Origin of the sequence: Methanomethylovorans sp. (genome assembly GCF_041305605.1) — an archaeon.
GTDB lineage: Archaea > Halobacteriota > Methanosarcinia > Methanosarcinales > Methanosarcinaceae > Methanomethylovorans.
Map to the genome: position 1 here is coordinate 1 of NZ_JBFYLB010000045.1, position 24426 is coordinate 24426.

Consider the following 24426-nt stretch of genomic DNA (forward strand, 5'->3'; position numbering starts at 1 on the left):
TCTTATTAAAAACTACATCACCTGTTATTCTGTCAGCCCCCACTATGACCTTGTTAATTATCTCTTTTCTCATAAGATGTCCTGCCATAGAATCCGCTATCAGAGTGACGGAGATGTTATCCTGCATAAGTTCCCATGCAGTGATCCTGCTTCCCTGATTAAGGGGCCTGGTCTCACATGCTATGACCTTTATTTGCTTGCCGTCTTCCACTGCCGAACGTATTACTCCAAGAGCTGTACCCCAATCTACACAAGCCATCCTTCCGGCATTGCAGTGAGTAAGCACTACATCACCATCTTCAAGCAATTTAGCACCATGTTCACCTATTTTCTTATTTTTAGCCACATCTTCGTTTGCTATCCTTTTTGCCTCCGAGAGTGCCACGCTTCTAATACCTTTCAGATCATACGCATCGTTGATAGCATGTAATACTCTATCAACTCCCCATGCAAGATTAACAGCAGTGGGTCTTGTGGCTTTTATGGTCTTTGCTGCCATTTGCATGTCTTTTATCAATGAATCCATATCTTTTGCACTGCTGAGCCTTGCTGCAAGCGCCATACCATATCCACCTGCCGCTCCAAGAGCCGGAGCCCCGCGTACCCTCAGAGACATGATGGCCTCACACAGAGAAGCAAGAGTCTTGCATTCTATCACTTTATATTCTACAGGCAGCAGTGTCTGATCGATCATTACTATTGAATTTGATTCATCATTCCAGTCTATGGTCCTCATGGTATCTGCTCTTTTAAAGGTACAAAGGAGGATAAAAATGTAAAGGTTAGTGGGTTAGTAATGAAAAGAGAAGATCATAGCAGCCAAAGGATGTATAGATCTCATTTGCCTTTCCATTTATATATCCTCTTCTCCTAATATTATCCAATGCAAAAACCCCTCATAATACATGACCCTGTTCATAAAACCATCATCCTTAATGAGTTCGAGCAGATGCTCCTGAATACACGGCATATGCAAAGACTTAGGAACATCCAGCAACTTGGGCTAGTTGATCACGTATATCCCGGTGCCAATCATACACGTTTTGAGCATAGCATCGGCACCATGCATATGGCATCGGTCATTGGCCAGTCCCTCTCCCTCGAAGAAGAGGACATACGCAAAATAAGGATTGCAGGACTTTTACATGACGTAGGCCACTCGGCATTCTCCCATGCAGTCGAGAATGTGCTCAAGCGCAATCCTCAGTTACAGCCGATGATCGAAGACAGGAAGTTCATAAAACACGAAGCTTTCTCGAAGGATATCATCAGGATGCTGCCGCAGGACAATTTTATTGCAAGATATACGGAATCTCAATTTGGCACAGATCCTTTCTGTTTCTTTGATGAGATCTCAAAGATAGCCACAGGTGACGCACATTCCATCTCAAAGCCATACCTTGCCCAGGTGATAGCAGGCGACGTGGATGCCGACAGGATAGATTTTCTCCTGCGTGACTCCTACCATACAGGCGTCTCTTTCGGGCTAATAGACGTTGACCAGATAATCGATAGCCTCATGATCAAGGACGGAAATGTTGTACTGGGGAGTCCGGACGGTTCAGACTATGGTAATGAGATGGCTCTCACGGCTGCCGAATCCTTGCTGATATCCCGCGCTCATCATTATACTGCCATCATACACAACCCAAAGACACAGTCTGCCAGGGTGATGTTGCTCTACGCCCTTGAAGATGCGCTTGAGAGTTTCAAAAATGTTTCCGGAACAAAAGCTGCAAAGGACGAGATAGTTCGCTTTTTCACCGAATACAATGACAATGATCTGCTTGGTTTCATCAGGTCCTATGCATCTGAAAGATCTCTCAGGCTACTGGATGATCTCCGAGATGGCAGATTATATGTGCCTGTTGCAAGGTTCAGCCAGAAGATACTCAGGCCGTCTACAAGGATGGCACTTGCCACCATTGCGCGCCATGGCGTGGCTAAAATGAAATTTGAATCACGTCTTGCCCGGGAGCTGGGGGATGTGCTGGTCGACCTGGATGTAGCTTCCGGCCTTCCCAAGAGTATAAGGGTATTGATAGGAAAAGAAGAAAGTTTCTTCTATGATGAATCGGCTCTGGCCAACGGGCTTGTGCGATCCATTTCAAGACAGCTTTCTCTTACAACATTTGCACATCCGGACGCTGTTGCAGGCATGGATGAGGCAGTAGTTGCCAGTCGGATGAATAAAATTGTGGATGAACTATCCCCCCGGCTTCTGGGATTTATTCGTGCAGAACAGTATCTTCCCATAGAAGGAATAATCCTGCTTTTCTATGCAATATACAATATCTTTAAGAAGGAGGAAACTGGTTTCATCTCAGTGCCACGTCTTAGGCATATAACCTGGCTGTACCGTACCATTCTCCAGTTCAGTACCCATGATTCCCTGAAGAACCTTTTCGAGTATAATTTCCATGAAAGATATGGGTTCCCATACAGTGACCAGGCGTTTGAGAACATACAGGTGCTTGTTGCTATGGGCATAGTGGATGAGGATCTGAGATACTATGAAAAGAATGGCAGATACAGACAAACATATGAGTACGTGCTCACACCTGACGGTGCAGAATATGCAAGAAAGCTTGCAGGGTCTTATGCTTCGGAATTTAAACAGATAGAGAACTATATTCTGATGAATAAGCACTCAGTTGCTAAGGACATGGTGACCATGCCTCTGGCAAGATATGCGCCCTCAAAACATATCTAGGAGTTATTTATGGAAAATGGAGAAATGGTGTTATTGAGGACATTCCTCAACGAGAAGCCGAGAGAATTTATAGTATGTGTTTCTGAGGATGCTTTCCACAGCGATTTTGGTGTTATCGAGCTGGCAGAACTTGCCAGGCTATCCCCCGGAGATACGATATGTTCTCACAGAGGGCAGGAGTTTATTGTGCAGAAACCCCGTATGCCTGACATGTTCAGACATGCACAGCGTTCCGGCGCCCCCATGATGCCTAAAGATATAGGAATGGTCATCGCATACACCGGGATTTGCAAGAATGATGTGGTACTGGACGCAGGCACTGGCTCTGGTATTCTATCTATGTACCTTGGTTCCATAGCAAAGAAGGTCATTACTTATGAGATAAAAGAGAATTTCGCAAACCTCGCGCGTAGCAATATTTCAAAAGCCGGCCTGGATAATGTAGAAGTACGCTGTGGCAACATAGTTGAAGCTATCGACAAAATAGAAGAAAAGTTCGATGTCGTTACCCTTGACACTATTAATTCCCCGGAAGTCATTCCAAAGATACGAAAGGTGCTTGTGCCCGGTGGTTTTGTAGTGACATATTCCCCATTCATAGAACAGACCATCGCAATACGCAAAGCAATGGACGCATCCGGACCCTGGGATGTCACAACCATAGAATGCATCGAAAGGCCTTTATCCGTATCAGAGAGGGGCACAAGGCCCGCGACAGGTGGAGTAGGGCATACAGGTTATATCACTATTGCCAGGATATGACCGTTCATTCAACCCCTTCGGCAGTAATGGTGAACTCACAGCTTATCCCCTCGGGCAGAGAACGGTGTTTCTTGAGCACTGCCCGCCGCTTTCCGTCACCCAGGCGCTCTAACTGGATAATGGTCTTGGAGATATGCTCGATGATGTTACCCCCAACCGGTCGCAGGATGCCTGAAGGTATATCGGTATATACCTGATTGGTTATGACCACTACTATTCCATATTTTCTTGCAAGGCTGTGCAGAAAACCTATCTGGCTGCCAAGTTCACGTCTTGCCCGCATGGCTGAGTCATCCTGCTCCAGTTCAAATCTGTAGAAAGCAGTGGCAGAGTCGACTATAATAAGGCCAATGTTTTCCTTGATGACCTTTTCAAGTTCCCTTACTGCCGCATGCTGTTCTTCAAAGGTATGAGGTTCATAGATTATTATCTGCTGAGCTATTTCCTTTGCCCGGTCTCCTGCTATCTGCCTGAACCTGTTGGGAGAAATACCCTCAGTATCAATGATAATGACTTTCTTGCCTTCAGCAACACATTTTATAGCAAGCTGGAGACATAGATTTGTTTTTCCACTGCCTGCTTCTCCGAATAACTGACTTACAACTCCCGCTTCCAGTCCGCCTTTAAGAAGGTCGTCCAGAGATTTGCAGCCAGAGACTAAATGTGAATCTATGTAAACACCTCTCGAGATTAACTTGCTATACGGGGATTATTTATATCATCTTTTTGTACCAGGAATGTTAACCATATTTGATCACATATAGCCAAGCGACTGTCGCAAATATGACCAGGTTAGTTACCAGATGAGATAATATTCTATTTTTTGTGTATGTAAATGTGCTGTGAAAAACCGTTATTAAGCTATAGGTCATTTGTATAATTTACCTTCAAACGAGAGATCAAAGTTATTAGGAAGGGTTTTCTGCTTGTGTTTTTTGGATGGGCACAGGTATCCCCTACTTATAACTTAATAATATATAAGTAAAAGAATAAAGAAGAATGGACGCGAGAAAAATGCCTGAAGTCACTATATATACAACAAAAACCTGCCCTAAATGCGAACTGCTCAAAAGAGCCCTTAAAGAAAGCGGCGTGGTTTTCAAGACCACTGATATGTCCACTCCCGAAGCTCTCACAGAACTGAGGGTCAATGGAGTGTTCACCCTTACAGCTCCTGTACTGCAGATAAATGAAGAGTTCCTCACCCATGATGAACTGTTCAATGGAATGGAAGTAAAAAGAGAAGCACTTGACAATTTACTTTAATAGGGAAAGGAGATCTGATAATGGATACATGTACCATTGATACACAGGATCAGAAGGAAAAGGCAGCTGAAGGAAGTGACCAAAGGCTTAAGTTCATGGGTAGTGTTCAGGAGGATATGACACCACCCCAAAAGCAGGCTGTACAAAAAACCCTTGATGGCCATTCTATATCTGTCATGCCTAAAGTACGCACTACTGACGGGCATATGGTGGAATGGGATCGCAATATAGTTGTAAACCAGTTGATGAAAGAGACAGGACTTGCCGCAAGGTTCCACGACAAACCGGGCATAACCAGGGAAGAAGCCCAAGAAATTGCAAAGGATACCGAGAGGCGTATAAGGCAGCTGGACCTAAAGTTCCTTTCAGGCCCACTCATAAGAGAAATGGTAAATATGATCCTGCTGGAGCGCGGGCATGTGGAATGGAGGAACGTATCCACCAGAGTAGGTACTCCTGTATATGATGCCTGCGAGATCGACCTGGGTTCCGGTTTTGAGGCAAAGGATAATGCAAATCTGCAGGAGAACGCAGAAACATCACACAAGAAGAAAGCAGACAAGATCTCAAAGGAGCAGTACTTGCTCTTGTTGCCACCCAAACTTGCAGACCTTCACCTTAATGGCGACCTGCATATCCACGATCTTGAATACCTGGGTACACGTGCCTTCTGTCAGGACTGGGACCTGCGGTATTTCTTCTACTACGGACTTATGCCCGATGGATCCGGTGCCAAGGCCAGTGTTGCAGGACCGGCCATGAAAGCAGAGGTTGCCATCCTGCATGCAGTAAAAGCATTGGGTAGCGCTCAGACAAACTTCGCCGGAGGACAGGGATTCTACAATTTCCTGACATTCCTTGCACCTTACTTTGAAGGAAAGAGCTACAAGGATGTCGAACAGCTTATGCAGATGTTCGTGTACGAGATGACACAGATGATGGTAGCCCGCGGAGGCCAGGTTGTCTTCTCGTCGGTACAGTTGTCCCCGGGTGTGCCAAAGCTTTGGAAAGATATCCCGGTAGTGTACAAGGGCAAAGTGCATGACGGTACCAATGGCACGGTTAGGCGCACATACGGAGAGTTCGAACGTGAGGTAAGACTGGGATTTGCAGCGCTCATGAACGTTATGCTTCAGGGAGATAACTGGGGTAAGCCGTTTAACTTCCCCAAGCCGGAGATTTCCATTGAACCTGATTTCATGCAGGAGGACGAACACTTCAACCGTGCTCATCCAGAACTTCCCACTTATGATGGACTGTACACCTTGGCATTCGAACTGGCTGCGAAGTTCGGTACACCTTACTTTGATAACCAGCTTCCGGAGTACAGAGGAGCCGGAGAAGGTATCTCATGCTACCAGTGCTGTGCCTATCAGTTCTCCGTTAATGCAGAAGCAGATGACAGCTTTGAGGACAAGCTTCATTTCAAGGATGGAAAGCACTTCTCTATGGGTTCATGGCAGGTAGTGACACTCAATTGTCCAAGGGCAGCATACAGAGCAAATTGTGATGATAAGGCCCTGTTTGCGGATCTAAAGAGCCTGATGGACCAAGCCATCAAGATCTTTGCCACCAAAAGGCAATGGATGGAGAATATAATAGAGAACGAAAGAATGCCCTTTGCGACACAACGCCCAAAGGACCCCATAACAGGGAAAAAAGGCTCAATAGCAGTGGATATAGATTCACTTGTATATACCATTGGTGTCGTGGGCATAAACGAGATGGTGCAGTACCACACAGGTCATCAGATCCACGAGTCAAAGGCTGCCTTTAAGTTCGCCATAAGAGTAATGACCGAACTGGAAATGTACGGACGGGAACTCGGCCAGAAGCATGGTATCCAGATAGCACTTGCAAGGACACCTGCAGAAACCACTGGTCAGCGATTCGCCGTATCCGACCTGCTGCACGAAGAATATGCAAATAGTGTAAAGCAGGTTGTACAGGGAGACCTGGAGAATGCCCTGGCAAAGATAAAAGATACCCATGATCTTCCGATCTATTACACCAATGGGACCCATGTGCCACCGGGTGCTGATATCTCCCTTGCTGACAGGATAAAGATAGAGCATGTGTTCTTCCCTATAGTGGACGGAGGCAACATCTGCCATATCTGGCTGGGAGAAGGTTCACCTGACCCTAAAGGCCTGAAGGAATTCGCTATGAACATAGCGAAGAACACACAGGTAGGGTACTTCACCTTTACCAAGGACATGACCATCTGCCTGAATGATTTCCACATGATGTCCGGCCTTAAGGATATCTGTGAGAACTGTGGTTCTTCCAATGTGGAACAGATGTCCAGGGTCACCGGATATATCCAATCTGTCAGCGGCTGGAATGCTGCAAAGAAGCAGGAACTGGCAGACAGGAAGAGATATAAAGTAGCTGGCATAGCCTGATAGTGGTGTAATGAAAGCCAATTACGGCACATATATACCCATTTCTACGGTAGACTGGCATGGGAAAGCGGTAGTTGTTCTCTTTTTGAGAGGATGCCCTTTCCGCTGCCCTTACTGCCAGAACTATGAGATCCTGACGGAACCTAACCTTGTAGATATAAATTTCCTACAGGACAAAATTGAAAGTTCTATCCCGTTTGTAACCAGCCTTGTGCTCTCCGGAGGAGAGCCACTGATACAGAAGAATGCTGTGAAAGAACTGGCAAGGTTTGCAAAAAAGAAAGGATTGCTCGTTGGTATCCATACCAATGGTTTTTTTCCACAGGTGATCGAGGAACTCCTGCAGGAATCATTGGCGGACAGTTTTTTTCTGGATATCAAGGCTCCTATGAACGATCCTGAAGCTTACTGTAAAGTTATAGGCTGTGATGAATATAACCTTACCCTGGAACCAAAGGAAGTAATAGAAAATATCACAAAGAGCCTTGACATCATTTCCAAAAGTAAAGCTGATCTGGAAGTGAGAACTACTGTTGTACCCGGCCTTGTGGGCAGCAAGAAAGATATTGATGCTATAAGCCAATTTTTATCCCCTTACATTAAAGACAGAGACACACCTTATGTGATACAACAGGGACTACCTGAAAATGCCATGTCTGAAAAACTACGAGGCACAAAGCCATTTTCCAGGGAAGAGTTGCTTGGGATTGCCAAAGCTGCATACCCGTTTCTACATAATGTCTGGATAAGGACAAAAGAAGCAGGTAACGAACATGTTAACTTCGAATTCATTTGAAGTTTACATAATTTTTTTATATGTCTGACTCCATACAATATATTAGTGGAGTTTATCTAATGAAACAAACCTATCAGTTGCTGGTTGTATTATTACTCCTTATAGGAACAAGTGTTGCAGGCTGCATATCCCAAGAAAGTACAGAATCATCATTGCAATCTCCTCAGGTCACCATGTATCCTGCATCTGACAATAGAGTAGCATACGAGTATTCCGGCGATGAAATGTCAGCCGGAGAAATAGCTTCTGATCTTTCCCTTTCCGAAAGAAAGACCATTACAAATGTAGATATATACCTGGAAGTAGACAATGCGTCCAAGACCGTGGAAAATATCATAGCAATGGCAACAGCAGCAGACGGTTACGTTTCCAGTTCATCTGTGTATGATTCATCCTATGACGATACTCCTCGCCAGGAAGGCTATATCACCGTACGGATCCCTTCAGGAAATTATACTGCATTTCTGAAAGATGTTGAAAATCTGGGTGACGTTAGCTCTAAAAGCATAATAGGTACTGATGTAACAGAGGAATACATAGACCTGGAAGCAAGGCTAAGCAATCTGCAAAAGCAGGAAAAACGCCTGACTGAGATTCTTAACATGTCCACTACTGTCGAAGAAGTGCTAAGTGTCGAACAAGAACTTGAGAGAGTACGCGGGGAAATAGATAGCCTTACTGGAAGGTTGCAGTATCTGGACAATAGGATAGATTTTGCTACCATAAATATAAGGATAACAGAGCCAACACCTATCACTCATTCCTGGGGTATGAGAGATGCTCTTTCCAGTTCAATACAGGGTTTTGTGTCAACTGTCAGAGTAATGGTAATTCTGGTAGGTTATTTGCTCCCGATTGCAATAGTGTTTTCAGTTCTAATATTCATTTTATTGGCAATAAGGCGTAGAGTACACAAAAAGTAATAACTAAAAATATACCTACCATTGCACACAATTGTTATCTGTTTAAAGGATAGATAACAATTAATATATATTTTGAAGATATGAATCGAGTATAACAGTCCATGCTTATTTGTGAGCTTGCTCGGGATTGCCAAAGATGCATACCCTTACCTACATAAGTGTATGGATAAGGACAAAAGGAGCAGGTAATAAACAAGTCAACTTTAAATTTATTTGATGTCTGCATAATTTATAGATGGTCAGCTCTAGAACATATAAATTTAATCAAATGAAACTTACTTACTGGTTGTTAGTTACAGTCTTCTGCGATTTCCAATTATCCTGCACTTGATGATGAACAACAGATAAGTATTCTGCCGACGAGATGAGATGTACATAATTTTGAATAAAAAAGATTAACTCAAAGAAAAAAGAAGTGAGCGAAAATATTTTCGCTCCTGATTACTAGTCTTCTCAACTTTACATAGTTATGGTTAACACCGGCCTCCTGGCAGCAGTTGAAGAATCAGAGCTGTAGAAAGCAATGTAATTGCCGCTCTCTGTCTTTGCCTTGATGAAGAAACCAGTGTTCTTACTCTCACCACTTATGTATTCCTGCACAAGCTCAGTGACATCAAATTCATAGTATTTGTTATCGGGCAGTGTGCTAGCAGGGAATATGAGAGATGCGTACGGAATACTACCCTGGGCAACTCCGTTCTTATCGTACCAGCTTCCTCCTGCTGTGCTCCACGGAGTACCAGAAGCACGGTTATTCCAGCTGACATACTTCGGATCCCACTCAACTGGCCTGTAGATCTCAACTACAGTATCAGAGGTGCGAGTCTTGCCTGCGGGATAATACCAATACAAGGAAAGGGTTGCCTTAGATATTATGTCAGTTGTGCTGTATTCACTTAGATCGAACAACATTGCATCCCTGCAACTTGTAGAGCTTTTTCCAACGTCAATGTAAGTTGAACTGGAATAAACCGTAGTTTTGGATGACTCAGCTAATCTGTTGTCATAAGCAGCCGAATAAGAGACTGAACTGGAGGTAGTGGGAGTTGTGGTTGTCCCACTAACAACTATATTTAAGGTATCAGTTGAGGTCTGGCCAGTTGTGTCGATGACCGTAAGTGTCACAGCGTACGTCCCTGCGGTTGCAAACGTCTTCGTAGCCGTCACACCGGTAGCTTCAGAGGTGATACCGTTTGATGCATCAAAGTCCCATGAATAAGAAACTATACCTTTGTCATCAGTCGAGGAACTGCCATCAAAGCTGACAGCAGAACCTGTGGTTGCAGTCTTATCTGCACCAGCATTTGCAACTGGCACATTATCATCTCCTGCCTGGCTTGAACCTGCTGATGAAGTAACCGTTAATTTCGGTCTCATGGCAGCGTTCGAATATTCTGAGCTGTAGAATGCGATATAATTACCGCTCTCAGTTTTGGCTTTGAGGAAGAATCCAGTGTTGTCATATTCACCACTTACATATTCCTGCACAAGCTCAGTGACATCAAGCTCGTAGTATTTGTTACCAGGAACTGTGCTGGCAGGGAAGGTAAGAGATGCATACGGCGTACTGCCCTGTGCAACTCCACTCTTATCTAACCAGTTTCCTCCTGCTGTACTCCACGGGGTACCAGAGGCACGGTTATTCCAATTCACATACTTTGGATCCCACTCTACCGGCCTGTAAACTTCAACTATAGTATCAGATGTACGAGTTGAACCTGCTGGGTAGTACCAATATAGGGAAAGGGTTGCTTTGGTTATTGTGTCCGTTGTGTCATACCCACTAAGATCGAACATCATAATATCTCTGCAAGCGCTTGAGCTACTTCCGATGTCAAGATAGGTGGAATCGGAAAGGACTGTTGTTGGCAGTGACTGACGCAACCGATTGTCATAGGTAGCTGAATATGAAACAGAACCTGGTGTAGTTGTAGTTGGATCAGTTGGGGTTGTGGTCGTTGTGGTCGTTGTTCCACTCACAACTACATTTACCGTGTCTGTGGATGTCTGCCCGCTTGTATCTGTAACTGTAAGTGTCACAGTGTATGTTCCTGCGGTTGTGAATGTCTTTGTAGCTGTCTTACCTGTGGCTTCAGAGGTGACACTATTTGAAGCATCAAAGTCCCAGGAGTATGAGGCTATACCATTATCATCTGTGGAAGCACTACCATCAAAGCTGACACTTGAACCTACACTAGCAGTCTTGTCAGCACCAGCATTGGCAACCGGAGCAGCATCTATCTGGTTGGAAACAGCTGAACCACTCTTGGATGCCTGGACAGTGTTACCATAGCGCCCAATGTTGATCTTGCCACCATTGGGTGAAGGTTCACTGCTGCACGCAGATCCAGAATATCCTGCATCTATCAACGAACTGGACACTGAGTCAGTTACCCACTTGCCATTTGAATAGCGACCTGCCTTGCTCTTGAGGTGATAATCACGGGAATTGGCGTTAGAATTGGTTGAATCAGCACACTGGGGGTCAACATTCAGGTTATTGCTCATTGTAAAACCTGAACCGTAGGTCTGTCCATTCTTATTGTTGTATATGTTATTGTTCTGTACTACGAATTTGCTACGCGTGGAGTCAGTGTTCCAGATCCCAACTCCAGAACCGGCAACAGATGAAACACCATCAGAATTCATGATGATATTATTCCTTACGTAGGTAGTGAATGTATTACTTTGTGTTGTAATATGACCAGTCCATGCATACCATTTTACAGCAGCATGACCACCATCATCGAATACATTGTTTTCAATTATCGTATTGTCAAAATTCTGGATCACAATAGCAGCATTGCTGTAACCGGTGTTTGAAGCGTACTGTCCTACTTTGGTAAAAGTATTGTGGTGGATGTGCACGTTCTTAGCTCTGATAACATTATCAGGATAGCCTGCAAACATCCAGATCCCAGCACCGTTCATGGTGTGGATCTTGTTGTTATATATTTCAATGTCATTAAAAGCAGATGTACTTGAAACGGTAGTCTTGTCGATCTCAATTGCAGGTCCTGTAGAGTCTCCTGAAATTGAAGAATAGAAGAGGTTATCATGAACAATAAACCCAGATGCACCGCCCGACATTCGGCATGCACCGTTCGTTCGGGTCATTACTGTGTTATATGCAATTTCACCATTGGTACAGCCAAGAGCATAAAAAGCATCGTGACCAAGTTTGTAAACATCATTATGAATAAACTCAATATCGTCACTGTTTCTGATCTTTAATCCATCACCGCACCCCCACTCAAGACGCATATAAGAGACCACGGTGTTGTCAGCATCTTCAAAATAAATTAAATTGTAATATCCGTCGCCAAGAGAAACGCCCTGGTTTTCGCTGTTTCCATCTATTGTGAAACCTGTGATAGTAATATCGCCATCTGTTCCAATGTTTGTAATCATAGGAACATCATTGGACCATCCTGCATTTTTTACAAGTTTTATTTCAGCGCTTGAATCGCCTGTAAGTATTGTATTTGCACCTATGTTAAGAGTACTATCTATCCAGTAAGTATTTGGACCATTAAGGTATACAGTACCGCCACCAATACTGTCGATATACGCCAGTGCTTTATTTAGTTCAACGTGATCATTTGTTCCGTCACAATTGTAGTTGCCGCTTCCGTCCGTATCAACATATACAGTAGCTGCAGAAGAGAGACCGGATCCAACTATCGAAAAACACAGGAAACAAAATGACAAACCAAGGAAGAGAACAGGTATTTTTTTAAATGTAGTGTTGTCTATATTTTTAGTTGTAATTGCATTATCTTTTTTACAGAAAGCAGTTTTTGATGAAAAGAAGCAACTACTCCATACCCATAATCCAACTAACAACACATGACGAGATTTAGCCCATCTATGAGCACTGAATCGTTCGAAGACTTTACTGCATATGTTTTTAACCATATATACACACCTCTTTCATTTTTTAATAATACATGCATGAATTGGTAATTCAAACATCGTGTTCACACGCAGAGCATTCATTTCATAGATACGATTATTTTTCTTCGATATGGCCATGCTAAATGTCAGTACATTTACTACGCAGATTGTAAAGAGTAACATTAATGAATCTTTTAGTCGTATAAACGTGTTATAGGCCACACTAAGATAACATAAATATGAATTATGAAAAGATAATACGTAATTCATAGTTTTATCATATTTCTGCGCACTATTCGTGTACAAGCTGTTTTAGGCGGGCGTTTATATTTGGCCTGAATTATATAAAGATGCTTACCGATAAAAAGCATTATAATCCTTTAATTTTGTAAATAAAGCTTTATTTGATTATTTCTAACTGTTAGTAACATGATACAGGATTTTATATTTGAATCCTTACCTGTAATACTTTTTTGGGTAATTCAAAGCTATAAACCACAAGCTGTATCAAAATTAGAATAATAGAGGAAAAGAAAAGCATTTTAAGATCAGTAATGGTTATCTTATTTCAACTCGTAAAAACATTTGTATATGAAGACTCAAAAGAACAACTTATTTTGATTATAAAATATGCAGACAAGCTATGATTCCAAAATAATATATATCGGAGTTAAAGGAGCGGGATTTTAAGAAAGATTCTTCAACTATTTTTAAAAGATCAATATTTGGATTTCGCATTTTTCGAGATGCTCTTTATTCAAAAGTTGTACCTGGAAGGGAAGTTTGTCAAAATTTTTGATAGAAGGTGTGGAAGCCTTAAATATTATATTGAATGAAAGTGTATGACACATACAACTACAAATAAATTACTTACTTAATCGGTAAAGTCGGTTCAAGTATAGATAAGATACCTCATGAAATACGTACCCGTCTCACAGCTTGGGGAAAGACCCCTTATATCAATGCTTTCTAATATATTCCATGAACTTCCGGATGGAATAATTTTAGGTGCAGGCGCTGATGACTGTGCAGTTATCGATATAAATGAGAGTTCATATCTTGTAGTTACTACGGATATGCTGCACCGCATGACAGATTTTCCCACCCGGATGAGTCCCTGGCAGATCGGATGGATGTCTGCAGCAGTAAACCTGAGCGATATTGCTGCTATGGGTGCTCGGCCGATGGGAGTACTGGCTGCCTTTGGACTCCCACGCGACACAGATGTTGCTTTTGTGGAAGAGATCGCCAGAGGTATGAGAGACTGTGCCAGAGAATGCGATACTGCTGTCATAGGTGGGGATATCGATACTCACGATGAACTCACGATATGCGGCACAGCTCTTGGAACTGTGCCAAAGGGACACCTGCTTAAAAGAAATGGCGCACAAGTAGGAGATAAGTTGTGTGTGACAGGATATGCTGGTTCTGCAGGCGCTGCACTCTATTCTCTGGAAAATGAAATTGATGCACCGGATAGTGTCCTGAAGGCTTTGTTCGAACCAGTGCCACGCATAAGGGAAGCAATGGCACTTGCGTCCCTGGGTTATTTGACAAGCATGATGGATACAAGCGATGGCATCGCGATGTCACTTTATGACCTTTCCAAAGCCTCAGGAGTTGGGTTTAGGCTAGAGGAAGAGACATTACCTTTGCAGCCTGAAGTAGAGGAATTAATGTCTTACGACAGGGTAACTCTAAATTCTATGGCCCTTTATACTGGAGGTGATTTTGAACTGATCTTCACTGTAAGGCCGGAAGGCATTGAAGAAGTGCTGAAGATGGGAAATATCAGTGTGATCGGAGAGGTTTTACCTCATGAAAGATCAATCTCCATACAGAAGTCGGATGGTACTGTGTTACAAGTGGAACGAAAAGGCTATGAACAGTTAAAGATAGCAGATAATACATAAAATGCAAGAAATCAAGTAAAATAGAAATATGGTAGGTTATGTTATGAAAACCCGTTTAGGTTTTGCGATATATTTAGTATTGATCTTGCTGGCAGGTGGAGCAATTGCGATCCCAAGCATTTCTAACCACTCTCCAGATAGCGATCCGACTTCTACAGTTGGTGAGAATCAAGTTTTCAGTGTGGATGTAAATGAGACATCCAACGTCACATGGTTCTTGAATAGTGTACTTTTTGAAACCGATGAATCTGTCACAGATTCTGAATATTCTAATAATAGTGCATCTGCAGGCGTATATAACGTTACAGCTGTGGCACAGAATACCAATGGAACTGACCAGTATATCTGGACATGGACCGTGAATAATGCATCTTTGGCCATAACAGACTATAGTCCTGCTGACACTGCTCCTGAATCAGAAACGGGAGATGCCGTTGACTTTGAAGTGACACTTAACCAGGAAGCCGAAATAAGATGGCTTATCAATGGCAATCAGATGGAAACAGCAACCGGATCTTCAGATTCGTATTCAAATAACACAGCTGTGGCCGGAACATACAATGTAACAGCAATCGCAACTAATGTGAACAATTCTGACCAGCAGGAATGGACATGGACCGTCTCAAACGCAACAAATGAGTCACTCGCCATAACAGATTTCACCCCTACTGATATCACTCCTGACTCAACAACAGGAGATGAGATGGAATTTGGTATTACACTCAACCAGGAAGCTACGATCAGATGGCTTATCGATGGTATTGAGATGGATACAGAAACCGGGTCATCAAGTTCATATCCTAACAGCACGGCTCCTGCCGGAGAGTATAATGTAACAGCAATCGCAACTAATGTGAACAACTCTGACCAGCAGGAATGGACATGGACAGTTTCAAATGCAGAAAACGACTCACTGGAGATCACAGATTTCAGTCCTGAAGATGACCCTTCAAGTGTTGTGGATGCTTACCAGAATTTCACAGTTGAAACTAATCAGGATGCAGATATAGAATGGTATATAGATGGAGATCTGGAGCAAACAAATGAGTCCGTATCCTTTGCAGCATTCAATGTTTCTGATAAAGCTATAGACTCCTATAATGTGACTGCAATAGCATCAAATGTGAATGGAGAAGACCAGCATGAATGGACATGGACGGTGGCTTCTAAAACATATCTAAGCGGCGACCGCATATGGGATGCTGATGCCAATCAGTCCCTTGATTACACATGGACTGCTCTGAGTTACTCCGGTTTCTACTATGACCTTGATACCGGTGAAGGGTCAGAGACCATGACCGTACATCTTGAAAGTGATTCCGACAGATCTATCGATGATGGTGACCTTGAATATGAGACCACGCCCATAACAACTGAATTCGAGTACGATGATTGGGGCGATTATCAGGTCATAGGTTTCATGGCTGAGAAATACTTTGCAGGGTATCTTGACACCACTGAATTTGCTGATGAGAACAGTATCATATCAGATGGTATACTCGCCAAGGTGCTTGTAGATGAAAACGACAAAAAATCTCTTTATGCTGGCTCAAGTCTTACACTGGAAGATGGTTATGCCCTGAACATCGTTGAAGTCGATGTCAATGGGAACAACGTTTATGTGACCCTTTCAAAAGATGGGTCACAAGTCGATGAGACCATAGTACAAGATAATGGCACCTATGTGTATGAAACCGAGCTGGGAGACACTGGTGATGATATACCCATCATAGCCGCACACTTTGGCAATATATTCCAGGGCAATGAGGCCAGTGCAGTATTCATTGACGCTATCTTCCAGATCTCCGATGAATACATAAGCATTGATTCCGGTGACAGTTATGGAGTCATGGAACTCAAGACCGTAAGCGACGAGAAAATAACCATGGAAAATGATGATTCAATTTCCCTTAATAAAGGCAAAGTTGCCAGTATAATGGGTAAACTGAAATTCATTGTTGCTGATGATTCCACTTTGAGATTTGCTCCCTTTGTTGATATGTCAGAAGCTGGAACCTATGAGTTAAGAGGTACTGTTTCAGTAGATGAAGCTTTTGAATGGACACCTCTGAACTTCGAAGGCTTTTACTATAACATTGATGAGGGGATAGGTACCGAAAAACTCGAAATAACCGACCTGTCGGACAGAACGATTGATGATGGCGATCTTGTATATACTTCGACTCCGGAAAATGTGAGCTTCCAATATGATGACTGGGGTGGTTTCGAGGTTATAGGGTTCATGGCCGAGAAATACTTCGCAGGATACCCTGATAATGATTTCACAGATTCCCTTAGCTTGGTTTCACAGGGCCAGCTATCCAAGGTACTTATCGACGAGAGTGATAAAAAATCCCTTGTCTCCGGTTCCTCTTTGGTAATGGAAGAAGGTTATGCTCTGAGTATTATTGAAGTTGATGTAAATGGAGATACCGTCTATGTCAGCCTCAAAAAAGATGGAGATGAAGTAGATGATGATATCGTTTCCTCTGATGGAACATATGTATACAAGATGGACGTGGGAGACGTAGATGACGTACCTGTTATAGCTATCCACTTCCAGGATGTCTTCCAGGGACAAGAGAGTAGTGCAGTTTTCGTTGATGGTATCTTCCAGATATCAGATGAGTACGTGTCCGTAGAAAGTGGTGAGACATTTGATGAGATGGAAGTGACCAGCATCTCAGAAGATGGCATTACCATGAAAAACGAGGATTCCATATCACTTACAAAAGGTAAAGATATCCCGGTGATGGGAGATATTAACTTCAAGGTAGCCGATGATAGTACGATCAGGTTCTACCCCTTCGTGGAAGTAGAAACCGCCTCTTCTGATGCACTTGAGATCGATAATAATGAAGTGGTGACTGAAGGTACTGCAATGACAATAACAGTAACCTCCAGAGGCATGGCTGTAAGCAATGCAACATTAAAGATAGATAGTAAAAGCATTGGTTCCACCTCTGACGAAGGAACACTCCGATATACACCGGATGATATGGGTAACTTCACCATCACTGCAGAAAAGGAAGGCTATGTATCTGCAACTTCTAAGCTTGAGGTAATATCCGCTCAGGACGAATCAAGGAAGATGACCATAGATGTCACTCCTGAAGAAGTTTATGAGGGAACGACCGTCAAATTCCGCGTCCTTAAGGCTATAGGAGGAGAGGCTATTGAAGGTGCAGAGGCTACTTTAGATGGAAAGGCCATTGGAAACACTTCAAAAGATGGGAACATTACCTATACTATGACAGAAGTGGGTATGCACAAGCTGACAGTTTCAAAGTCAGGGTTAATTGATTCTGAACTGAACTTCGAGGTAAAGGAACTTGCTGCCAAGTTCACGTTCACAAACCTGCAGATCTTACCACTTGAGATAAGGGCCGGAGATGAAGCAACGGTCTCAGTCGATGTAGCAAACACTGGTACAGCGCCGGGGAACTACACTGTTGAACTGAAGATCAATGGTACTATGGAAGAGTCTCAGGTAGTGACACTCAACAACGGCAACTCCACCACACTGAAATTCCTCCATGTGGAAGAAGAGCCAGGTACATACATAGTTTCAGTGCAGGGATTAAGCATTACTTATGAAGTGCTGGAGAAATCAGGTACAATCTGGTATGTCCTTGGAGGTATCATCCTGCTGGCTGCAGCGGGGGTTGGTTACCTGTTCACAGCTGGAGGCTGGACAGTGGAAATGGCAAAGGCAAAAATAAATGAATTTATCGGTTCTATCCGATAAATTCAATTAACTTATTTTTTTTGAGACTCTTTCTATAGCCTCTATCAGGCTGTTCTTTGGCATGATCGTAGCCACAGGGATCCTCAGTATTTTTTCCACAGTCGGACTTACAATAGGTGCACACACAAGTGCACGTGCTCCTTCACGCTCTGCTTTAACGGCTGCGATGATAGCTTCTTCTATGGAGGTGGCAGAATATTCCCTAATGGTACAGAGATTGCCACCTATCTTCTTCTTTGTCTCCCTTATATTATCAAGCACCGGTCTTGCAGCAATGACTGCTATGAAATTCCCTTTTTCAGTATTCTGCAGTCTCTTTATGGTTTTAATGATCTGTCTTAAAGTTTTCATGTTCGGCTCCCTTTTACCTGACATGATCTTGTATAAAGTACTTGCAGGTATGTTCGCCTCGTGTGCGAACTCAACTGCAGTAAGACCGAGGTCTTCTTTCAGTACTGTAGAAAAAGTTCTCTGGAAATCCTCATAAGAGTCCAGTATAGCATCCACGATCTTATCTGATGATTCCATGATTCCTCCATACTTCAATAAGATTTCCTCTAAAGGATAGATATCGGGTGCTATTTATACTTTAAGGATAATTAGTTTATATGCTACAGGAAACATTAAATATAGCTCAGGAGAACGGTTCCATTATTAAGAAAAAGAGGTATCATTATGTACAACAAAAAAATTAAAAGGATCCTAGGAGCTGTCTTTGTCATTACCGCTATGATGGCTATTGCATTTATTTCTGGTTGTGCCGAACCTGAACAAAAGGAGGAACTGACTGAAATAAACTTCGGATACCAGCCCAGTACTCATCAGATAGCGTATCTGACCGCAAAGGACAAAGGCTGGTGGAACGAGAGCCTGGCACCTTTGGGCATAGTTAAGACAAGTGATAATCTGTTCCCCAGCGGAGCCCCGGAAATGACATCTATGCTTGCGGGAGATCTTGATGTAGCATATGTAGGAGCAGCACCATTCATATCTGCTCTGAGTGAAGGTCTCGATGCCAAAATTGTGGCCGCGGTTCAGGTGCAGGGTTCTGACCTCGTAGTGCGTACAGGCGTGCCTTATGAAGAGCCAGAGGATCTCAAAGGACTGAAGATCGCTACATTCCCACCTGGAACTATTCAGGACACGCTATTGAGGAACTGGCTGAAAGCAAATAACATCGATCCGGATAAAGATGTAACTATCTTGCCCATGACACCGGCAGACGCTGTGACAGCTATCTCGGCTAGCCAGGTTGACGCTGTGTTCCTTCCACACCCCTCTCCAACTGAGATCAAGGATAAAGGCTTCGGTCGTACAGTTGTTAAGTCCGGGGAAATCATGCCCAACCATGCATGCTGTGTGGTCGTAGTAAGTGGAAACCTTATAAGGGACCATCCTGAAGTAGTGACAAAGATAGTTGAAACACATGTGCAGGCCACAGAGTATAACAACGAACATCCTGACGAAGCAGCACAGATCTATGCAGCTGACCAGGAAATGAATATAACCATTGTCCAGCACTCCATTAATGAATGGGATGGCACATGGGTGGCAGATCCACACCTGATCGTGAACTCAACTGTGGATTATGCAAACATACAGTATGAACTTGGATACATAAGCAAACCACTTACAGAAAAAGATATATTTGATATGTCTTTTTATGATTCCTTGCAAAAGTGAGTGCACAAACAGCAACTTACATGAATAAGCAAGGAGTTCTGTAAGCGGACATGAAGAATAAAATAATACACATGGTGAAGGGCAGGACAGTAGAGATAATTTCTATCATCTCTGTCCTTCTGCTGTGGCAATTGGTAGCGGCTCTTATAGTTCGTAACAAGTTCTTCCTGCCAAGTTTTCTTGAAGTTGTTGCAGCTGCAGTAACAATCGTTCAGCGCCCTTCGGTTTTAGAAATAGGATCATTGGCGATAGAAATGCCAGTGGTGTTCGTTGACCTATTACACAGCTTGTTACATTTTTCCATTGGCATGGTAGCTGCCCTGATAATAGGAATACCTATAGGTCTGATGATGGGCTGGTTCACAATATTTAATAAAATACTTGACCCAATTATCGAAATGTTAAGACCGATACCCCCTCTTGCCTGGATACCTTTTGCTATCATATGGTTGGGTCTCACGCCTGTATCAGCAGGTTTTCTTATCTTTATAGGAGCTGTGTTCCCTATTATCATTAACACTTTCACAGGTCTTAAGAACGTACCACGGATCTATGTGGAGGCAGCCAGGGTACTCGGATGCATGCAGGACCGCGATCTTATAAGGTACGTTGCCCTGCCTTCTGCTCTTCCTTCCATAACTGCAGGCATAAGAATATCTATCGGTGTAGGGTGGATGTGCCTGGTGGCTGCGGAGATGTTCGGGGTGAGCAAATATGGGTTAGGTTTCAAGATATGGCATCATTACTATCTTCATCAGATGGATATGGTGCTCGTATACATGCTGGTTCTGGGTTTCCTGGGACTGTTCATTGACAAGGTACTCAGATACATTATCGATAAAAGACTTCTCAAGTGGCAGGAAGGAGTTGTGAGATAATGGGAAAAGTTGAAATAAAGAATATTACCCGCACTTTCAGAAAGGAAGATGGACCTGAAACCCTTGCATTAGATAACGTGAGCCTGGATATAAATGACAAGGAGTTCGTATGTTTCGTAGGTCCTTCCGGCTGCGGTAAGACCACTCTTCTGCGCATCATTGCCGGACTTGATAGCCCCGATGCAGGAGAGATTTTCCTTGACGGAGCAAAGATATCCATACCAGATTCAAAAAGAGGCATGGTGTTCCAGGAGTATTCACTTTTTCCCTGGAGAACTGTCACTGAGAACATCATCTTTGGTCCGGAGATGAAAGGTGTTCCCAGGAAAAAAGCAATACAGGATACAGAAAAATATCTTGAGCTGGTGGGCCTTACCCAGTTCATGGATAGTTTCCCCTACGAACTCTCCGGAGGCATGAGGCAAAGAGTTGCCATTGCCCGTGCACTTGCAAATGAACCGGAAGTGTTGCTCATGGATGAGCCCTTTGGTGCACTGGATGCTCAGACCAGGAATTCTTTACAGCACCAGCTTCTGGATATATGGGATAAGAAACACATAACCATCCTGTTCGTTACTCACAGTGTGGATGAAGCCGTATTCCTGGCTGACAGGATAGTAGTTATGACCGCACGCCCCGGAAAAATAAAAGAGATCATAAATGTAGATCTCTCGCGCCCAAGGATACGAACAAGTCCTGAAGCCAACAAGCTGAGGACTTCCGTATTGAAATTGCTCTCCGAAGAGAGAAAAGAAAGGATAGATTAATATTCACAACTCATAACAAGTAGAAAATATTCAACTCATTCGGAACGCACGATCACTTTCGTTCCGGCCTCTACATCCTTTATGCTGACCTTGCCCACAAGCTCCAGCAGCTTTTCAGCTTTTACAAAACCCATGGAACAACCCGGGCGCACAAGCATCTGCCCACCGCATGTGGCGGAACCTTCGATCTTAACATCATCCATTAGTGTAAGGTCCTTGTCCACCTGTACGTCACCCTTTATCTCACAGTGCGGACCAATTAGCGCATTATGTGCCTGCACATGACCCTTGACCTGAGAGTTCTTTCCAAGCTCCAGGTTTCCCTCAACCCTCAGTTCCTGCCAAAAATTACATCCTGCGCCAACTATCAGATTGCCTCTCAGGACAACGCTATCCTCAAAATATGCTTTTCTCTGAACTATGTAGGTATTGGAACCGGGGTGGTACTTGATAAATTCTGTATTCATTTTATCACTGGTACAAGGCGATGTAATTGAAAACGTGTAGGTATACGCTAACCTCTCATATATATTACTTCCATAAGACTATTGGAGAAAGCTCTTATGACTGCCATAATGCAAGAGTTATCAGTGATAGGGAAGTAGCAACAATGTTGTCCTCTTCTTTACCCCAGAAACCTGCAGAGCTCTGTTTTTTCATGAGCCATTCCATAGAAATCTCAAGTTCTTCCCTGAAGCCCAGCATTAAAAGAGGCTGCATGACTATATTACTGGTTGCGATGTTCTTCCAGCCGCCATCCGATTCGCGCTTTTCAAGCAACCAGCGTGCTCTCTCATCTATAAGGTCACGATATTCATCCTGGGTAGCACCCTGTTTTACCAAAGCTGTAATTATCAGGGCAGTGGTTCCTACGTGTTCCCACTGTGGCCCGTAGTTATCAGATAACCACCTACATCCTTCAGGATCGTGGACATCCATATCTGCCAGGGCTATGAGGGAATATGTAGTATCGTACACATTGCCGTTCCAGGAGCCTTCCCTTTTTTGTGAAAGAAGCCATTGCTTCACATCCGGGAAGATCAGACCCATTTGAGAAAGAGAAGAAACTACTCTTGCAGTTTCCCTTGCATCCCCGCCCCAGGGTGGGTTGCCTTTAAGTTTTATAAGACGAGCAGTATGCCGGCTGGACAGTTTCCATGCCCCGCGAGCCCAGACCAGTCGGGAGACCTCCTTGATGGAATCTGGCTGTTGCATCTCGATCCAATCAAGTGCCTTTGCTATCTTAGGGTCCATGCAATATAATATGCAGGTCTGTATTTAGCGTTTTTCTAGCACTGTATCCTATACCTGTGCCTTTGGATGTATTCCGCTTTTTTGCCTGGATTCCACTGATTCACATGACCATAATAACCAGTTACCCTGGATATGTGATCATTGACCGGACTTGAGCACAGTGGGCATATTTCATTTACACCTCTGGAAGTATGCCCCTTATCACAGATGGAAAAATCAGGGGAGAAACAGAAATAAGCAAGTTTTGTCCCTGAAAGTTTCCTAACAAATTCATTGAGACCTGCCGGGTCGGGATAACTTTCACCCATCCAGATATGACAGATCGTGCCCCCGGTAAAGAATGGATGAAACTCTGCCTCGATATTGATCCTGTCTATGAGAGACATACCTGCATTATAAGGCAAGTGAGTGGAATTGGTATAGTAGTATGCTCCTTCAATACCCTGCACCTTAGCTTTTTCCCCAAAATTATTTCTATCGAGCATGGCAAGCCGATGTGCAGTGCTTTCTGCAGGAGTCTGCTCAAGAGTATATTCTATGCCATCCCCTCGGGAAAACTCCTCTATCCACTTAAGTATATGAGCAATTATTTTTATGCCTGTTCCGGTCTTTTTGTCAATACCTTCTCCTGTAAGGTTCAAAAGGCATTCGTTCAGACCAACCACACCGAATGTGAGATGACGCTTCTCAAAGTCGAAATACGGCACTCCATCAGTTGTCTTATTGAGCAGCCAGGGAAGGAGCTTCCATTCATAAAGTGATCTTCTGATGATCTCCTGTCCTTCCAGCAATGCCTGCCGCGCCACAGCAATTGCATTGTCAAGCTGTACAATAAAATCATCCTCATCAGTAGACCTGAGAGCCACTCCTGGCAGGTTGATGGTTATTACCTTATTGGAACCCGTTCCCATACCACCTGCTGTCCATATACCTCCTGCATGCCGGCTCAGCAACCTGCAGCACATGGCATGCACCGTATCTTCTTCCAGATAAGGAGCTGCAAGGTTCAGGAAATAAGGAGCACCGGTAGCTGAAGTGGCCTGCATGGTCTCTATCCACAGGGGATCATTGAAATCATGGTCCTTGGTGATGGCCGTGGTTATGAGAGGGAATGTGAAGGGAGCACCGGTGGAATCACCATCTGCCGAAACTCGCATGAAAGCACTGTAGATCTGCCGTGCCTCGTCTTCGAATTCAGTATATGTTGCATCGAGTGTTTTACCTCCGTATACAACTCTTTCGTCCCTCAATGCAGGAGGGCATTGCAATCTAAGGCCGATATTGGTAAAAGCGCTCTGCGCCCCTATCCTGTTAGACTGGTTCATCTGGAACATGAAACCCTGCACTGCCTGATAAACTGCTGACTCATCCATTGTCTCATAATGCAAATGTGGAGCAAGCAGCCAGTTGAGCATGTCCAC

At 43.6% G+C, this 24426-nt stretch carries 18 protein-coding genes; 11 read left to right on the forward strand and 7 right to left on the reverse strand.

The window, feature by feature from the left end; all coding sequences use genetic code 11:
* A partial coding sequence (locus ACCM36_RS03080) for a s-methyl-5-thioribose-1-phosphate isomerase (RefSeq protein WP_370572263.1) occupies positions 1-736 on the reverse strand: 736 nt, incomplete at its 3' end.
* Between the two features lie 147 nt (positions 737-883).
* Between ACCM36_RS03080 and ACCM36_RS03085 the strand changes: the two genes are divergently transcribed.
* Both ACCM36_RS03085 and ACCM36_RS03090 read left to right on the forward strand, forming a co-directional pair.
* A complete protein-coding gene (locus ACCM36_RS03085; RefSeq protein WP_370572264.1) occupies positions 884-2713 on the forward strand; it encodes an HD domain-containing protein in 1830 nt (609 codons plus the stop codon).
* A 9-nt stretch (positions 2714-2722) separates the two neighbouring features.
* Complete coding sequence (locus ACCM36_RS03090) at positions 2723-3475, forward strand: tRNA (adenine-N1)-methyltransferase (RefSeq protein ID WP_370572265.1); 753 nt, start codon at positions 2723-2725, stop codon at positions 3473-3475.
* Positions 3476-3479: 4 nt separating this feature from the next.
* On the opposite strand, the gene radB is transcribed toward ACCM36_RS03090, so the two are convergent.
* A complete protein-coding gene (gene radB, locus ACCM36_RS03095; protein WP_370572278.1) occupies positions 3480-4166 on the reverse strand; it encodes a DNA repair and recombination protein RadB in 687 nt (228 codons plus the stop codon).
* A gap of 323 nt (positions 4167-4489) precedes the next feature.
* Here radB and ACCM36_RS03100 point away from each other — a divergent pair, with 323 nt between their 5' ends.
* The 4 genes from ACCM36_RS03100 (at position 4490) to ACCM36_RS03115 (ending at position 8865) form a co-directional block, all read left to right on the forward strand.
* Positions 4490-4741, forward strand: coding sequence for a glutaredoxin family protein (locus ACCM36_RS03100; RefSeq protein ID WP_370572279.1), 252 nt, complete (start codon positions 4490-4492; stop codon positions 4739-4741).
* 116 nt (positions 4742-4857) lie between these two features.
* A complete protein-coding gene (nrdD, locus tag ACCM36_RS03105; protein WP_370572280.1) occupies positions 4858-7146 on the forward strand; it encodes an anaerobic ribonucleoside-triphosphate reductase in 2289 nt (762 codons plus the stop codon).
* A gap of 10 nt (positions 7147-7156) precedes the next feature.
* On the forward strand, positions 7157-7942 hold the full coding sequence (locus ACCM36_RS03110; protein ID WP_370572266.1) for an anaerobic ribonucleoside-triphosphate reductase activating protein: 786 nt from the start codon (positions 7157-7159) through the stop codon (positions 7940-7942).
* Between the two features lie 59 nt (positions 7943-8001).
* Positions 8002-8865, forward strand: coding sequence for a DUF4349 domain-containing protein (locus tag ACCM36_RS03115; RefSeq protein WP_370572267.1), 864 nt, complete (start codon positions 8002-8004; stop codon positions 8863-8865).
* Positions 8866-9324: 459 nt separating this feature from the next.
* Here ACCM36_RS03115 and ACCM36_RS03120 read toward each other — a convergent pair whose 3' ends face one another.
* Positions 9325-12783: a disaggregatase related repeat-containing protein gene (locus tag ACCM36_RS03120; RefSeq protein WP_370572268.1), complete on the reverse strand. Its 3459-nt coding sequence runs from the start codon at positions 12781-12783 to the stop codon at positions 9325-9327.
* An 893-nt stretch (positions 12784-13676) separates the two neighbouring features.
* Here ACCM36_RS03120 and thiL point away from each other — a divergent pair.
* Positions 13677-14675 (forward strand): thiamine-phosphate kinase, encoded by a 999-nt coding sequence (gene thiL / locus ACCM36_RS03125; protein WP_370572269.1) that lies wholly within the window; start codon positions 13677-13679, stop codon positions 14673-14675.
* Between the two features lie 28 nt (positions 14676-14703).
* The gene (locus ACCM36_RS03130; RefSeq protein ID WP_370572270.1) at positions 14704-18423 is read left to right on the forward strand and encodes an S-layer protein domain-containing protein; all 3720 of its coding nucleotides are present in this window, start codon (positions 14704-14706) and stop codon (positions 18421-18423) included.
* Between the two features lie 6 nt (positions 18424-18429).
* Here the strand turns inward: ACCM36_RS03130 and ACCM36_RS03135 are convergent, their stop codons facing one another.
* A complete protein-coding gene (locus tag ACCM36_RS03135) occupies positions 18430-18951 on the reverse strand; it encodes a helix-turn-helix domain-containing protein (protein WP_370572271.1) in 522 nt (173 codons plus the stop codon).
* Positions 18952-19098: 147 nt separating this feature from the next.
* Here ACCM36_RS03135 and ACCM36_RS03140 point away from each other — a divergent pair, with 147 nt between their 5' ends.
* From ACCM36_RS03140 to ACCM36_RS03150, 3 genes are read left to right on the forward strand one after another with little or no spacing between them, the layout of a single operon-like run.
* Complete coding sequence (locus tag ACCM36_RS03140; RefSeq protein WP_370572272.1) at positions 19099-20106, forward strand: ABC transporter substrate-binding protein; 1008 nt, start codon at positions 19099-19101, stop codon at positions 20104-20106.
* A gap of 50 nt (positions 20107-20156) precedes the next feature.
* Positions 20157-20984, forward strand: coding sequence for an ABC transporter permease (locus ACCM36_RS03145; RefSeq protein WP_370572273.1), 828 nt, complete (start codon positions 20157-20159; stop codon positions 20982-20984).
* Entirely contained in the window at positions 20984-21751 is a 768-nt protein-coding gene (locus ACCM36_RS03150) for an ABC transporter ATP-binding protein (RefSeq protein WP_370572274.1), read from the forward strand. Before ACCM36_RS03145 ends, ACCM36_RS03150 begins: the two co-directional genes overlap by 1 nt.
* A gap of 35 nt (positions 21752-21786) precedes the next feature.
* Here ACCM36_RS03150 and ACCM36_RS03155 read toward each other — a convergent pair whose 3' ends face one another.
* The 3 genes from ACCM36_RS03155 to nrdD (ACCM36_RS03165) all read right to left on the reverse strand — a co-directional run.
* A complete protein-coding gene (locus ACCM36_RS03155) occupies positions 21787-22218 on the reverse strand; it encodes a polymer-forming cytoskeletal protein (RefSeq protein ID WP_370572275.1) in 432 nt (143 codons plus the stop codon).
* A 94-nt stretch (positions 22219-22312) separates the two neighbouring features.
* Positions 22313-23005, reverse strand: coding sequence for a prenyltransferase/squalene oxidase repeat-containing protein (locus tag ACCM36_RS03160; protein ID WP_370572276.1), 693 nt, complete (start codon positions 23003-23005; stop codon positions 22313-22315).
* Between the two features lie 35 nt (positions 23006-23040).
* The coding region (nrdD, locus tag ACCM36_RS03165; protein WP_370572277.1) for an anaerobic ribonucleoside-triphosphate reductase at positions 23041-24426 on the reverse strand (1386 nt) is incomplete at its 5' end.